This is a genomic window from Arthrobacter antibioticus, from assembly GCF_030063205.1.
Lineage (GTDB): Bacteria > Actinomycetota > Actinomycetes > Actinomycetales > Micrococcaceae > Specibacter.
Map to the genome: position 1 here is coordinate 1 of NZ_JASISQ010000011.1, position 14,910 is coordinate 14,910.

Annotated in this window: 13 protein-coding genes; 9 read left to right on the plus strand and 4 right to left on the minus strand. The window is 55.6% G+C overall.

What is annotated here, in order from left to right; translation table 11 throughout:
* The first annotated feature begins 145 nt into the window (after positions 1 to 145).
* The 3 genes from QMG40_RS16690 (at position 146) to QMG40_RS16700 (ending at position 2,259) form a co-directional block, all read left to right on the plus strand.
* Positions 146 to 685 (plus strand): amino acid ABC transporter permease, encoded by a 540-nt coding sequence (locus QMG40_RS16690; RefSeq protein WP_283532262.1) that lies wholly within the window; start codon positions 146 to 148, stop codon positions 683 to 685.
* Positions 682 to 1,449, plus strand: a complete 768-nt coding sequence (locus QMG40_RS16695) for an amino acid ABC transporter ATP-binding protein (protein WP_283532263.1) — start codon at positions 682 to 684, stop codon at positions 1,447 to 1,449. The genes QMG40_RS16690 and QMG40_RS16695 overlap by 4 nt, the downstream gene beginning before the upstream one ends.
* Positions 1,450 to 1,638: 189 nt before the next feature.
* A complete protein-coding gene (locus QMG40_RS16700) occupies positions 1,639 to 2,259 on the plus strand; it encodes an SOUL family heme-binding protein (RefSeq protein WP_283532264.1) in 621 nt (206 codons plus the stop codon).
* On the opposite strand, the gene QMG40_RS16705 is transcribed toward QMG40_RS16700, so the two are convergent.
* The 4 genes from QMG40_RS16705 to QMG40_RS16720 all read right to left on the minus strand — a co-directional run bounded on the left by QMG40_RS16705 (position 2,245) and on the right by QMG40_RS16720 (position 7,387).
* On the minus strand, positions 2,245 to 2,934 hold the full coding sequence (locus QMG40_RS16705; protein WP_283532265.1) for an SDR family NAD(P)-dependent oxidoreductase: 690 nt from the start codon (positions 2,932 to 2,934) through the stop codon (positions 2,245 to 2,247). The two genes, QMG40_RS16700 and QMG40_RS16705, sit on opposite strands and share 15 nt — an antisense overlap.
* 78 nt (positions 2,935 to 3,012) lie before the next feature.
* Positions 3,013 to 4,320: a nucleotide disphospho-sugar-binding domain-containing protein gene (locus QMG40_RS16710; RefSeq protein ID WP_283532266.1), complete on the minus strand. Its 1,308-nt coding sequence runs from the start codon at positions 4,318 to 4,320 to the stop codon at positions 3,013 to 3,015.
* Complete coding sequence (locus tag QMG40_RS16715; RefSeq protein WP_283532267.1) at positions 4,317 to 6,563, minus strand: glycosyltransferase; 2,247 nt, start codon at positions 6,561 to 6,563, stop codon at positions 4,317 to 4,319. Before QMG40_RS16715 ends, QMG40_RS16710 begins: the two co-directional genes overlap by 4 nt.
* Positions 6,564 to 6,760: 197 nt before the next feature.
* Positions 6,761 to 7,387, minus strand: coding sequence for a TetR/AcrR family transcriptional regulator (locus QMG40_RS16720; protein ID WP_283532268.1), 627 nt, complete (start codon positions 7,385 to 7,387; stop codon positions 6,761 to 6,763).
* A 94-nt stretch (positions 7,388 to 7,481) separates the two neighbouring features.
* On the opposite strand from QMG40_RS16720, the gene QMG40_RS16725 reads away from it, so the two are divergent.
* The 6 genes from QMG40_RS16725 to QMG40_RS16750 are packed head-to-tail and all read left to right on the plus strand — an operon-like array spanning position 7,482 to position 14,786.
* Positions 7,482 to 8,369, plus strand: coding sequence for a CoA transferase (locus QMG40_RS16725; protein WP_283532269.1), 888 nt, complete (start codon positions 7,482 to 7,484; stop codon positions 8,367 to 8,369).
* Positions 8,370 to 8,377: 8 nt separating this feature from the next.
* Complete coding sequence (locus tag QMG40_RS16730; protein ID WP_283532270.1) at positions 8,378 to 9,901, plus strand: acyl-CoA synthetase; 1,524 nt, start codon at positions 8,378 to 8,380, stop codon at positions 9,899 to 9,901.
* 36 nt (positions 9,902 to 9,937) lie between these two features.
* The gene (locus QMG40_RS16735; protein WP_283532271.1) at positions 9,938 to 11,110 is read left to right on the plus strand and encodes a thiolase family protein; all 1,173 of its coding nucleotides are present in this window, start codon (positions 9,938 to 9,940) and stop codon (positions 11,108 to 11,110) included.
* 8 nt (positions 11,111 to 11,118) lie between these two features.
* Positions 11,119 to 11,862 (plus strand): SDR family NAD(P)-dependent oxidoreductase, encoded by a 744-nt coding sequence (locus QMG40_RS16740; protein WP_283532273.1) that lies wholly within the window; start codon positions 11,119 to 11,121, stop codon positions 11,860 to 11,862.
* Positions 11,863 to 11,877: 15 nt separating this feature from the next.
* Positions 11,878 to 13,635: a long-chain-fatty-acid--CoA ligase gene (locus QMG40_RS16745; RefSeq protein ID WP_283532311.1), complete on the plus strand. Its 1,758-nt coding sequence runs from the start codon at positions 11,878 to 11,880 to the stop codon at positions 13,633 to 13,635.
* Entirely contained in the window at positions 13,632 to 14,786 is a 1,155-nt protein-coding gene (locus QMG40_RS16750; RefSeq protein ID WP_283532274.1) for an acyl-CoA dehydrogenase family protein, read from the plus strand. The genes QMG40_RS16745 and QMG40_RS16750 overlap by 4 nt, the downstream gene beginning before the upstream one ends.
* Positions 14,787 to 14,910 lie beyond the last annotated feature (124 nt).

The following is a 14,910-nucleotide window of genomic DNA, read 5'->3' on the forward strand; positions in this document are numbered from 1 at the left end:
CACCACAACGGGGGTGGTTCTTGGGAACTGTCACCATACATGCTTTCAAAGCATGTACAAGGCCCTGCATCCCATATGATTACTGGTCAAAAGCCACTTTGCATACACACATTATGGCCGCTAACCCTGGAACACCAACGACGTCATGACAGGATTCACTTCGGCGCTGCTGGGCCTGGGATTAAACCTTGCCGCGTACTTTGCCGAAACTGTCAGGGCCGGGATTCAAGCCATTGATGCTGGGCAATCCGAGGCGGCACTTGCCTTGGGGATGACCCCGGGTAAGCGCATGCGCAAAATTGTGCTTCCCCAAGCCCTGCGCATCATTATCCCTCCCACAGGGAATGAGTTCATTTCCATGTTGAAGACCACGTCGCTGGTCTATGTCGTGGCGGGAAACGATCTGATGACCAACGCTTCCCAGATTTATAAGCAGAACAACCTGATTATGGAGCTGCTCATCGTTGCATCCATCTGGTACATGGTCATGACAGCAATAGCGACGTTCTTCCAGTCAAAGTTGGAAAAACGCTTCGGTTCAGAGGCTGTCAGGCTGGTCCGCAGGCCAAGTATGCTGCAGAGAATATTTCTTGGCTCTCGTCAGACACGAGAAAGCGCTACGCCCGGTTCTTTGCCGCTCACTATTGGGGACGAAGTTTCTGCCACAGGCAAGGAGATGTCATGACAGCGCAGTTGCACGTTCAAGCAGAGGGCGTGACCAAGTCATTCGGAAATCATCAGGTCCTCACCGGAGTCAATTTCACCGTAAAACCTGGTGAGGTAAGTTGTATCATTGGTCCCTCAGGTTCTGGCAAGTCAACCTTTTTGCGCTGTCTCAATGCGTTAGAGAGCTACGACTCTGGAACCCTTACCGTAGACGGTAGACACGTTGGCTACGAGTACAGGGAAGGTAAGTACTACGAATGGTCAACGAAGGAATACGCTGCGTTCCGATCCAATCTGGGCATGCTGTTTCAGCGATTCAACCTGTTTGGACACCTGACTGCTGAGGAAAACGTGGTGTGCGCCCTAGTAGAAGTCCGGCGTATGAATAAATCCATTGCCCGAAAGCGTGCAGTGGAAGAACTACGCAAAGTGGGACTCGATAGTCATCGCCACAAACGCCCCCACCAGCTCTCGGGCGGGCAACAGCAAAGAGTGGCGATCGCACGGGCCCTTGCTATGGATCCAGAAATAATGTTGTTCGATGAACCAACCTCAGCACTAGACCCTGAGCTGGTTGAGGAGGTCCTAGAAGCAATGAAGGAGCTGACCCGAGAGGGGATGACAATGATTGTGGTCACTCATGAGATGGGGTTCGCCAGAGAAGTTGGCGACACTGTGAATTTCTTCGACAACGGAGCCATTGTGGAATCCGGTAAACCGGCGGAGGTGCTGTTGAACCCGAAAATGGACCGCACTAAGGCTTTTCTAGCCAAAGTTCTGTAAGCAGAAACACGACTTGCAGTTCAGCGCCAGTGACGGTCTCAACCGACACGGCTCAGTACCTGAGCAATCGCAGAAAAGAAGCTGGCCGCGTTCGATCGAAACACATTTTTTCATCGAACGCGGTCTTTCTATTCTAAAACTACTCATTTGTTTAGAAACACTGCTGCCGTAGCGGAGTAGTGTGATGGCATGACTGATCAGCAGCCGTACCAGATTGTTCAAAGCCACGAGGTTTTCCAAGTGCGCCGTTATCCCAAACACTTGCTGGCTGAGGTGATTACACAAGGCACTTTCGACCAAGCTGGCAAGAAGGCGTTTCGCTATCTTTTTTCTTATATCACTGGGGAAAACCACTCAAGCCAGAAACTCTCAATGACATCACCGGTGGTTCAGGACTCGGCAGCGGAAACGCTTGAGATGACAGCACCTGTCCTTCAGCAGGGATTTGATGTGGAGACCGATCTTTCCCAGCCTGCCGGGTTCCGAGTAGCATTTGTTCTGCCAGAAGGAAGCACACTGGAAAACGTACCCAAGCCCAACAACTCACTCGTGAGAATTCGTGCAGTTCCGGAAAGCCTTTCGGCCGTGATTGATTTTAGTGGCCGGTGGACAGAGGCAAACTATGATCGCCATCTCAAGAGGTTGAGACAGGCTGTGGCTGACGCAGGTCTGAGAACCGTAGGCTCGCCACGGTTCGCCAAATTTGATCCTCCGATGAAGCCATCATTTATGCGTCGAAACGAAATCGTCCTGGATCTCGTGGACAACCTGGAAAACACTCTCGGGGGAACTATATTATCTAAAGGCTGAGGCTGGTAAGTCAGACTCATCGTCGGCAATTGCTAGCACTATCCGGCTGGCAACCTCGACTGGATCCAGTCCATCACCTAGCCTCGGTGAGACACCAGAAATTGGTCGGGTGTGCAGACCCGTCTCAGTGTGGGGAGGACGAACATCAAGGACCCGTATTTTTTGTCGACGCAGCTCGGCACTCATAGCAGTACTAAATCCAGTCAGAGCAGCCTTCACAGCAGAATAAGCAGCCATTCCCTTCATCGGCTGCTCAGCAACGACCGCACTTAGGTGGACCACCACTGCTCCCGGGCTCAAATAGGGAAGCAAGCTGCGCAATAGTCTGACTGGAGCGACAAAGTTCAACAGCATTAACTCATCAAAAGTGTCATCATCGAGTTCTGCCAAGGGTCCGAACGCCACAACCCCTGCAGCATAAACCACACCATCGATGCGCCCCTCTTTCGCTACCGCCGCGGCAAGCGTTGCTGGTCCATCTGGCAGACTTAGATCAGCAGACACAGTGGTGATCACGGCTGCACCAAGTTCCTGCGCTAGGGCCTCAAGGCTGGACTCATTTCTTCCCGCCAGCGTTAGTCGCGCTCCTGCATCACGTAACCGGCGACAGACTGCGGAACCGATCCCGCCAGTAGCCCCCACAACCAACAGATGAGCATCACGTAGTTCAGTCATGGGGACATGATAGCAACTCGCACGCCCCAACAACAGAGGCCACGATTAGGTGCCCATCGTGTTGAAAGTTAAAGTTGTTCACCCACCTGTTAGGGCGGACCAAACCTTGGCATGCCCGGTTTTTTGACGCAGGTTGTGGCCGAGCGCATGCAGAGCCGCTCGCTTTTCGTCAGGCAATTCCAGCACGGTACCCAGCGCAGTGCGGATGTCCTCTACCGTGCTGGTATTTGGGGCCAGCGCCGCCCCGAAACCAGCCGATTCAAGTGCCGCAGCACCGGCAAACTGGTCTGTAGAGAACGGCATGACCACTAACGGGACCCCAAAAGTCATAGATTCTGTGACACTGTTGTTGCCTCCGTGAGTCACAGCGGCTGCCGCCGACTCCAGCAACGTCACCTGTGGCAGAAATTCACCTACCAGCCAATGATCAGGAATCTCCCCCAGTGCCGTCAGATCTGATGACCCATAGGCAACTGCTGCTCGGATCCCCGATTCCCGCAACGCTCTAACTACCTTGCCGAGAACATCATCACGTACTGAAAGGAAACTACCAAAGCTGACATAAACGAAGCGTTCGTTGCTTGAGGCTAGCCATCGTTCCACCTTCGGTTCTGTCCGTTCTGAACGTACAGAGGAGCCCATGAAAACGTGTTCTGGCAGCAATTGTGCGCGTTCTTTGCTCATCAGCTCTGCGGGGTAATTAAAAACTAGCAGGTCGCCATGCTCGGCGAATGCATCTGGAGAGGGATCCAACGCAGGGTTCAACTCGGCCAACGCATGATTCCACTCGGAGGTGAAAGATTCGGCAACTTTCACGCATAGGTTTTTCAGTTCATCGAGCTCTTGCTCACTGGGTGAGAATGCGATAGGCCAGTGCGGTGGAAGCCCGTAAACCTCTGAGGCGCCGGGGAGCGGCAGAGCTGTGGGATGGCCCAGGACGACGTCGATGTGGTGAATTCCTGCCGCCACCATGGCAAGGCGGGCACTGAAGGCTAAATGATCAACGATGATCGTATGGGGGTTGAGTTCCGCAATGATTGCTTGCACAGAACGAGCGGTCCTTACCGGCTCCCACATGAGGTCGTTCAGGCGCGCTTCGGCTTGGAATGAAAGGGTTTCAATCATGCCCCTGCGAGTGGCTGAAAAAAAACCAAGCAAGGCCGCATCTTCCCCTTTGGGCTGTTCCGCAGCACGGATCACACCTGGGTTGGACCCTCTACTTAGCTGGAGTGGAACATAGTCGAAGCCAAAGGACTCAACTATGGAAGAGGTTGCGGGCCCGGTCGCAACCACCACCCTCTCACCCGCGTCTTGCCAGCTGGTTCCCATGGCAGCAAGTGGGTAAAGGTGTGAAGCGTAATCCGGACTGATGATCAGGACTGTCATGGGTAAGTAATCAACTCTCTTCGCATTTCGATATCGTCAGAATGTACGGAGGTATAAACGTGGTTCAAAGTATGTGCCATGGCTTCGATCGTAAACTGTTCTTGAACAACACTGCGTGCGTAAGCAGCTCGATCGTCTGTAGATTCATTGACCGATTGTTCCAGTGCTAAAACTATGGCGTCACCGAGCATGGTGGTATCCCACGTTGTCGTGAGAAATCCTGTGCGGCCTTGTTCCACGTAAGTTGCTGGGCCGCCGCTGTCGGGAGCAACTACCAGCAAGCCCGATGCCATAGCCTCTAGCAGCGCAATGCCGAATTCTTCTTTGAGACTCCCACACACGTAAACACCAAGCGGCGCAGCATAGCCGGGTACTCCAGTGCGTGCAGCGGCAACCCATCTGGCCACCGTATTGTTGGGCTGGTGGCCGGGAAGTAGCAAGCCCGCCTTTAGCCTGTCAGCCGGTTGAACTATGGCGTCGATTAGCCCTAGTTGCTCACGCTCATCCGCAGAGGGGTTCTTGAGGTTCCCCCCGATCAGTAGAAGGTTGGTCTTATCACGCAGCTCGCTCCCTGCCCAGGCTTCAACAACAGTTGCCATACCCTTAATCCTGTGGAAACGGCCGACACTAATCACTAGTGGCAACCCACGTCGCGCAGGCGGAAGTCCGCGAAGAAGGTCTTCTAACTCAAGTAGTGCTGCTGTTGCTGGTTTACCGCCAGCATGTTCTTCAGCTTCACGCACTGCTTGGTCAATGACTTTCAGGTCAACACCTTCAGGGACAATAGTATGCCGAAGAGGTTCTTTCGCTACGTCGATTCCGACCAAATTAATGATGTCTCGGCGTAAGTTTGGGCGGGGGAAGAAAACGCTATGAGCCGAGTTGGTCGCTAGCCGCTGCACAAGCCTGGCGCGGAACCAAAAATGTTCTATCTCATCAATAGTTCCAAAGTTTTCCCTTGTTAAAGTCCCCGCACGATCCATCGAATCAATAACAGCATGGGGATCCGGCGCCACGGTGAAGACAACAGGAATTTCAAGGGCACGGGCCACGTCGAACGCAGCTAAACTGCCCACATCTGCCATCCTCAAATGAATGACGTGAACGTCTCCGGCAGCCCTGAGCATCCGGCTGATGCCTCGCCGGGCTGCCACCAGTAATGTCCACGCTTTCGCCGACGCCGGTGCGGGCTGGAGCAGCGGGATACGAGCATATATATGTCCCTGTTTGACTCTCTCTAATTCCACAATGCTCTGCGCCGCATCAATGACGTCGCCCCTAGAGAGTGTCAGCACTCGACCGATTGGCAGACTGCGGACGCTTACCTCTTCTGCTGTTGGACTTTTCTCAGCTTTCTCAGTTTTTTCAGCTTCATCGTTTACCGGGGCCTGATCAGCTACGAGTGCATCACCGAGACGCACCAACAAGGTCGCAATCCCGCCGTTGTCCCCGCTTCCGGCTCGGCTCAGAGTCGCATCTATATCAGCGTGGAGGAACAGCTGGGCCACCGTCAGCCCTGTCTCAGGAGCAACTACCATCTCCACGCTGTCGGGAGCTTCCTGAGCAGCAAGATCCACCAAGGAAAGTTCGGCTACTTCCCCAATATTTCCTCCGCAAGTAACGAGTCTTTCAAGTAGTTCAACTGTTTCTGCTTCTCTCTGGCGTTGACCTAGTGCCGCAACAGCCGCAACACGGACACTTATTTCTTCGCTCCCGTCCTGTGCCACTTCCAATAACGGAGTGGTGGCAACCGGCTGCTGTACCAAACCAAGTGTCTCTACCAAGCGGTAACGACTCGTCGGTTCTTTTACACCTAGCAGCGCGCTTTCGAGGCCAATGGCGACAAGGTCAGGCGATGAGGTGGCCCACACTTCTAAAGTTCGCTGGGCCAGCATCGAAGCAAATCCGCCAGAAACCACGAGCCCTATCAACCGTCCAACGGATCCGGGCCGGGGCACACGGGATCTGTGCGCCCAGGCTGCGTGCTCACGGATGAATCTTTGTTGACTCGAGAGGAGGTCAGAGAGCACCACGTCAACTTCTTCACCATCCATTTGAGCCACAGCGTGAATCGCTGCAATCGCCACAATCTGGTCTGTGGATCCAATGGCACGTCGAAGAATACGCAGGTTTCGCACGCCCCCGTTGCGACCAGCTTGCACGGCTAAATCATCGGCAAGTCGCAAGGCATCGACAAGCCGACTGGCCTGCTTCAATGCATCAAGACAGTTTTGAACCCTCATGCAACGACCTCTTCAGGAGTAAGAGAAATATGGTTCTGATTCTATTGACTACTTGTTCACATCATTGCACCTGCGGTGCTGGTTCTCCCAGAGATGAAAAATGCGTCATGCTACACAACGTGAAACTAGTTGAATCTACTGCGCGCCGAGGGCATGCATCGCGGAACAGCCGAATCCAACTCACCGATTTTTTAGGATCACGCCCTGATGCCGACGACGAGTTCAGGGCTTACCTCACCTGGCTCTCCACACTCATCTACAATTCGGTTGACCAAAGGCTGTAGGAAAAGTCGGCCAAACTGGCGGACAATCATCGTAACCGTTTGCTCTGTCACGCTGCGTTCCGTTGAAGCCAATCCGGTGCCACGCAGCGAGCGTACCTGTTCCGCCGTCAAAACAGCAAGCCTGCTCAGGACATCACCGGCCTGTCCAGGTCCTGTCAACAGTGAGCGGCGAAGATAGTCGACAATGACCGGATTACTCTCCAACATCGCAGCCACAGCAGCGTCTCGAAGCGCCACTATTGCCCGGGATGAGCCCGTCATCGGCACCGAGGTAAGGGTATCCGCGAAAAGATTAACGACCAGTGAGTCCACCGCCTCGCGTAGCCCCTCTTTGGTGCCGTAGTGGTGGGCCACCAGTCCAACTGTCACCTCCGCCTCGGCAGCAATCAAACGCATGGACGTGCCATCTTCACCAAGTCTGGCAAAAAGGCTCAGCGCCGCATTGCGGATACGTGCCTTGGAGGTCAGATCCTTGGGTGACCAGGGAGTTGAAGGAACCTCCGGCTGGGAAATCTTTTCTTTGCTGCTATCTCTGTTCACAGCTCAATATTAGACTACAACCTCTTGTACTACCGTATTGGATACTGTACAACTGTACAAAGAGCATTTTTGAACACTGACGTCAGGAGCTGCATTGACCAACCCGCTGGCAGGCATTGTCATAGTCACAGTCGCCATCAATCTCCCAGGACCGCTTGCTGCCTCACGGTTGGCAGAGTTAGGTGCCAGAGTCATCAAGGTGGAACCGCTCCAGGGTGACCCCCTGCGTAGTGTTGCCCCTGGATGGTATGACGAACTTGTTGCAGGACAAGAAGTCATCTCACTTGATCTGAAAGACCCCTCCAGCCGCTCCTCGTTTGAAGAGCTACTCGCTCAGGCCGACGTTCTTCTCACCTCCATGCGGCCTTCCGCACTGAACCGACTTAATCTCGGAGAAACACTCAGGAATCACGGTATAGCGCTGGTTGAAATTGTTGGCCACGATGGTCCACTTTCTGAGCAGCCCGGTCATGACTTGACGTACCAAGCCGCACACGGAACCTTGCTCCCCCCGGACCTTCCCCTCATCCCAGTCGCGGATCTGCTCGGCTCCGAGCGGGCAGTGGTGGCCACCCTCATGGCTCTTCGCCAGAAGGATCAAGGCGTGAAAGAAATCCACGAGAAGGTGGTTCTTGATGTGGCAGCACATGCCGCTGCGGCTGGAGTCCGGCACGGGCTCACCTCCCCCGGGGCCATCCTTGGTGGGGCGGTGCCAACGTACGGTATCTACCAGAGTGCAGATGGCTACATTGCTGTGGGGGCGCTCGAGCCACACTTCGCTGCTCGTCTCCAGACTCATATTGGCAGCACACGGGAGGAGATAACCCGAGAATTCGCTAGCCAGCCGAACTCTCATTGGGCGGCCCTAGGGCAAGCCCACGATCTGCCTCTTGTCCCCGTTCTCCTCCCTGGGGATGCAGCCACAGAATATGTGGCTGCCACCAGTTCCCAGCGTAGCAATTCCACCAGCACCGCAGAATAGGAGTAATCATGCCCGACCTAGCAGGAATCCTCGCCCGGACAGCCGCGGGCTGTCCGAATCGAATCGCCTTAAGTTATTGTGGGCTCACTCACACCTACGCTGAGCTTGACCGGCGAGTCAGCCAACTCGCCAACGAGTTCAAGGCACGCGGTCTTGTCAAAGGCGACAGACTCGTCCTCCTCTCAGGGAACAGCGACGCATTTGTGATCGCCTTGTACGCCGGACTGCGCGCAGGTGCAATCGTTGTCCCTGTCAACCCGCGGTCGGCACCACTGGAGATCGATTACTTCCTGACGGACACCGAAGCAAAACTGCTCGTTTTTGGCCCGGAGGTTGCCGGAGCCATCTCCGGATGGCGAGACGCAAGCAAACGCCAAGCTGATGTCCCCGCCCTAGCGCTCGGATCCGTTCCGGGCTACGAGGATGTGCTCACCCTCGCCGCAGAACAACCAATCCAAGCCCCCGACGTCGACATTGCCGAAGACGACGACGCGTTGATCATCTACACCTCAGGAACTACTGGCCGGCCCAAGGGGGCATTGTTTGACCACCATCGCATCATTTGGGTGGGCATCAATTCCTGTGTGGGCTTTGGTTTACGTATGGCAGAGCGACTTTTACATGTTGCACCGCTTTATCATTCAGCCGATCTGAACCTAGTCCTCATCCCGGGCATGATGCTCGGCGCGACACACGTGATCCTGCCGGCTTTCGAACCGGAAACGGTACTTTCAGCTATTGAATCCGAACGTATTGGCTTCTTTTTTGGCGTCCCTACCATGTATACATTCCTGATGCGCTCGCCGAGCTTGTCCACACGCGACCTCTCCAGTCTTCGCATCTGCATGTATGGCGCGGCACCTATGCCTGCGGGCTTGGCCCAACAAATGGTGGCGGCCCTGCCGAACGCGTGGATCGTTCAAGCATGTGGGCAGACGGAGGGTGGCCCGGGCGGTATCCTGCTCACTCACGATGAAGTACTGGAGCGCCCCTCGGCCAGTGGCCGGTTCGCCATCGCCAATACTGAGGTCCGCATCGTTGACCCCGAGGGCAATGAGGTCCTCACTGGCGAAGTGGGCGAGATGATCATGCGCGGGGAAACGATGATGAAAGGCTACTGGCGCAATCCTGAAGCTACCGCAGCAACAATCCGGGATGGGTGGGTCCATACCGGTGACCTCGCACAAGAGGACCAGGAGGGTTACATCACCCTTGTGGACCGAATGAAAGACATGATCATCACGGGGGGACGCAATGTTTACTCCGCCGAGGTTGAAAGTGCCATGGCCGGGCACCCAGCGGTTGCCGACATCGCGGTTGTTGGACGTACTCACGAAGACTACGGCGAGACCGTTGTTGCTGTGGTGACTCTGTTGCCCGGTCAGCAGCTGACACTGGATGAACTGCGCGAGTACGGACGAGAACAAATTGCCGACTACAAGCTGCCACGCGAACTCGTCATTGCCGAGATTCCACGCAACCCCTCAGGGAAAATCCTCAAACATCGCCTACGCGACGACATTCGGTCTTGAATCTACTCTTGAACACTTACAGCTAGGAGAACCTTTATGAAGCGCGAAGCAGTAATTGTTGACGCCGTCAGGACACCAGTAGGCAAGCGTGGCGGTCAGCTGAGCCAGTGGCACCCAGTGGACCTTTTGGCTCAAACACTCTCAACCCTGGCAGAACGTACAGGGATAGATCAGAACCGCCTAGCTGATGTGATCGTTGGGTGCGGAATCCAGAGCGGCGAACAGGCAGGGAACGTTGCCCGTAACGCTATCCTCGGCGCTGGCTTCCCTATCGGGCTTCCTGGAACAACTCTTGACCGCCAGTGTGGTTCTGGCCAGCAGGCAGTCCACTTTGCCGCACAAGGCATCAAGTCCGGCGAATATGATTTCGCGATCGGCGCGGGTGTGGAATCAATGTCACGGGTAGATTTGGGGCCATTGTTCATCCCCGGTGGACCTCAAGGTCAGTGGTATGGAAAGCGATCCCTGGCTCGGTTCGGCGGAACTATCCCAGCCCAGGGTCCATCCGCAGAGTTGATCGTTAGCAAGTGGGGGTTCACCCGCGAACAACTCGATGAATTCAGCATTCGTAGTCACCGACGTGCAGCAGCAGCAACGGAGGCCGGGTACTTCACTTCACAGCTTGTTCCAGTGGACGGAACCTCTAAAGACGGCACAGTGGCGGCTATGACTCGAGATGAAGGTATTCGGGCAGTCCTGGACCCAGCAAAGATGGCTGCACTGGCCCCTGTGTTCTCCCCCGATGGCGTCATCACCGCCGCAAACTCTTCCCAGATGAGCGACGGCGCAGCCGCATTACTCATCGCCGAACGCTCTCAGGCTGAGTCTGCCGGATTGCGTCCCCGGGCGCGAATTGTCTCCATGGCCGTGGCCGCTGATGATCCCGTCCTGCAGTTCACTGCGGTCCTGCCGGCAACACAGCGTGCACTTGATCAGGCAGGTTTGAGTATTGGCGAGATTGACCTCGTAGAAGTCAACGAAGCTTTCGCACCGGTTCCGCTCCTCTGGGCCGCCGAATATGGCTACCCACAGGATCAACTCAACGTCAACGGCGGATCAATTGCTATTGGCCATCCCCTTGGATCAACCGGCGCCCGTCTGCTTGCCCAGTTGTTGAACGAACTTGAGCGGCGTGAAGGACGATACGGACTACTCACCATTTGTGAGGGCGGCGGCATGGCCAACTGCACCATCATCGAAAGAATCTAGAGGAAACCATGGAAATTAAGAACCGAACTTTCATCGTGACCGGTGGGGCCTCGGGCCTTGGCGAGGCGACGGTCAATGCGCTCCTTGAACGCGGCGCTCACGTCATCGCAGCCGACTTGAAGGGTCCAGCACCGGAGGGGGCCATCTTCGTGGAAACCGATGTCACCAATCCTGAACAAGTAGCCCACGCCATCTCTGTGGCAACATCGCAGCCTGGCCCCTTGTCAGGAATCGTGAACTGCGCAGGCATCGGGATCGCCACTAAGGTGCTGGGCAAAGAGGGGCCCCATCCTATGGATGCCTTCCTGCGCGTGCTCACCATCAACTTAGCCGGTACGTTTAACGTCATCAGGCTAGCCGCTGAGGCAATGAGTACCAATGAGCCCGGAGCCAGTGGCGAACGTGGGGTCATTATTAACACCGCCTCGGCAGCAGCGTTTGACGGACAGATTGGGCAGGCAGCGTACGCCGCATCCAAAGGTGGCGTGAGCGCCATGACACTGCCCATTGCTCGGGAGCTTGCCCGGTATGGAATCCGGGTTGCCACCATAGCCCCGGGGTTGTTCCTCACCCCAATGATGGGTTCCCTCCCTGAAGCGGCCCGCGACTCACTGGGAGCGCAGGTGCCGTTCCCCTCGCGGCTTGGCGACCCCACCGAATTCGCTGCACTGGCGGCCCACATAGTTGAGAACCAAATGATCAACGGCGAGGTAATCCGTCTTGACGGAGCACTGCGCATGGCAGCTCGATAAGGAAACGCCGTGACTATGAACACCAAAGAGATTGTTTCAGGTCATCCTTCCACTATGGGAGATGACGTTCAGCTCAACACCACTACACTCATCCGCCATGCTGCGCGAACCCACGGGGAGCGCGAGATTGTTTATCGCACCGCCGGTGGTGGCTGGGACCGATACAACTATGCAGAGGCCTACGACCGGATCAAGCGTGGCGCCAACGCACTACGTTCTCTCGGTGTGGGCCCGGCTACACGAGTCGGCATCATCGATTGGAACAGCCGCCGTCACTTTGAGCTCTACTGGGCTATCCCAGGTCTGGCTGCCGTCATGGTGCAATTAAACCTGCGGCTTGGGCCCGAGGATCTCAGCTACGTGATCAAAGACAGCGATACATCTCTGATCTGCGTCGATGAATCGTTGCTTCCTTTGGCAGAAGCTGTAGCACCTTCAATGCCCAGTGTCACCACATGGATCATCATGAGTGATAAGCCCATGTCCGAGATAACAACAACATTGCCCAACGCCCATCACTACGAAGAACTCCTCGCAGCAAGCGAAGCTGATATTCACTGGCCTGAGATAGATGAGCATTCCGCCTACAGTGCTTGCTACACCACTGGAACGACCGGACGGCCCAAAGGCGTGTTTTATTCACACAGAGCCATCTACCTGCATTCCTATGCCATTGCCGCGAACGTTGGTATGACCTTGGATGACTGCACCATGCTCATCACCCCCATGTTCCATGGGCAGGCTTGGGGCCTGCCTCAGGCTGCGGCACTCATGGCCAATAAAATAGTTCTGCCGGGGCGTTACATGGCCGAAGATACAGGTCCATTGACTGATGCACTCATCGACGAAGGTGTGACCATTACCAACGGGGCGCCCGTTATCTTCATTCCGATGCTTCAATACATTGAGACGCTGGAGGTCAAACCGGATCTCAGTAATTTGCGCATGCTATCCGGCGCCACCGAACCACCGCTCACGCTGATGCGCGGCTTCGAAAATCTTACTGGAGCCGAAACCGTTCATGCTTACGGTGCCACCGAAACAACACCCCTTGTGACCATGAACCGTTATAAGGCCAGTGTCCGCGCACGCCTCACCCCGGCGGAACTTCTTGATCTCAAGCGCAAGCAAGGGCTGCCAGTATCCGGCGTCGAGATTCGCTTAGTCGACGGTTCTGACCAGGACGTGCAGTGGGATGGAGTCACCCAGGGCGAGATTTGCGTCCGGGGGCCGTGGGTCACTCGCGGCTATCACAATATGCTTGCCGAAGATGCAAAGGACCGCTTCGTCGATGGGTATTGGCGCAGTGGTGACGTCGGGACCATCGACCCCGACGGCTACCTGAAGGTCACCGACAGGATCAAGGACGTCATAAAGAGTGGTGGCGAGTGGATCTCCTCCATCGATATGGAGAACCTGTTGCTGAACCATCCAAACATTGCGGAGGCTGCCGTTGTGGGGCTTCCTCACCCCAAATGGCAGGAACGCCCATTTGTACTGGTTGTTCCTAGATCAAACGCGACAGTGGACATAGCCGACATTCGTTCGCACCTCTCCTCCGCATTCGCGGCGTGGCAATTACCCGAGGCGATGACGATCGTCACGGAAATCCCACGGACGAGCGTCGGTAAGTTTGATAAGAAGACCATTCGCAGTCAACATGCCAGCGTTTACGCGGGGTCCGCAACCAGCGAATATGAATGTGTCCAGGCAGTCACCGAGCGGCAGATGTCGCGAGCAGCAATTAATCAGGAATTAGGAGAACAAACATGATGATGGACGATTACCGTTCGCCGTGGCGCACGGAAGAACTCGATGACCTCAGGGCTATGACACGCATCTTCTTGGAGAAGGAATCAGCGCCGCATCACGCGCGCTGGGCGGAGCAGCATGCCGTGGACCGCAATTTCTGGAAACTGGCCGGAGAAGCCGGACTTCTGTGCATCAGCATCCCGGAGGAATACGGTGGAGGTGGCGGCACTTTCGCCCACGAAGCGGTCATTATGGAAGAACAGGCACGCATTGCCGACACGGCATGGGCAAATGTTGTTCACAGTGCAATCGTTGCGCACTACATCTCAGCCTTTGGCACTGAAGAACAGAAACACCGCTGGCTCCCAGGCATGGCATCCGGAGAGCTGGTTGGCGCCATCGCTATGACCGAACCGTCAACTGGTTCCGACCTCCAAAGCGTGCGTACCCGCGCCAAGCGTGAAGGAGAAAATTACGTACTCAACGGTTCAAAGACGTTTATCACCAACGGCACCCATTGCGATATTTTGGTCATCGTAGCCCGCACAAGCGATGAAAAGGGTGGACGTGCTTTGTCGCTCATTGTTGCCGAAACCTCAGATCTTGCCGGGTTTGAGCGTGGCCGGGTCCTTCAGAAAATCGGCATGCACGGACAGGACACCCGCGAACTTTCCTTCGTGGATATGCAGGTACCAGTTGAGAATGTGCTCGGTGGCGTTGAGGGCAAGGGTTTTGTGCAGCTGATGGAGCAACTCCCCCAAGAACGCCTTGGGATCGCTGTCGCGGCGGCGGCAGAGTGTGAGTTCGCGGTGCGGGAGGCCACCGCGTACGCCAAAGACCGTGATGCTTTTGGACAGAACCTGTTGGGTTTCCAAAACACTCGGTTCGTGCTTGCAGAGTGCCTGGCGGATAGCCTTGCTGCAAGGACGCTTGTCGATCACTGCATCACAGAGCATGTGAAAGGTGAACTCGATGCCCCGACTGCTTCCTTGGCAAAGTTCTGGTGCACTGATATGCAGAACAAGGTCGTGGATCGGTGCCTACAGATCTTCGGTGGTTATGGCTACATGGCCGAGTACCCCATTGCCCGCAGGTTCGCCGCGGCACGCGTCCAGAAGATCTACGGTGGCACCAACGAGATCATGAAGGAACTCGTCGCCCGTTCACTTTGAGAATATCGTTTCACCAATGAAGCTGCCGTGAAGAGCAGAAGGTTCTCCCGGGCCGCAAACGCCCGGGAGAACCTTCTGCTCTTCTTAGCGCATGTAGTGTTTTCGCATCAAGCAGTAGGCTCAC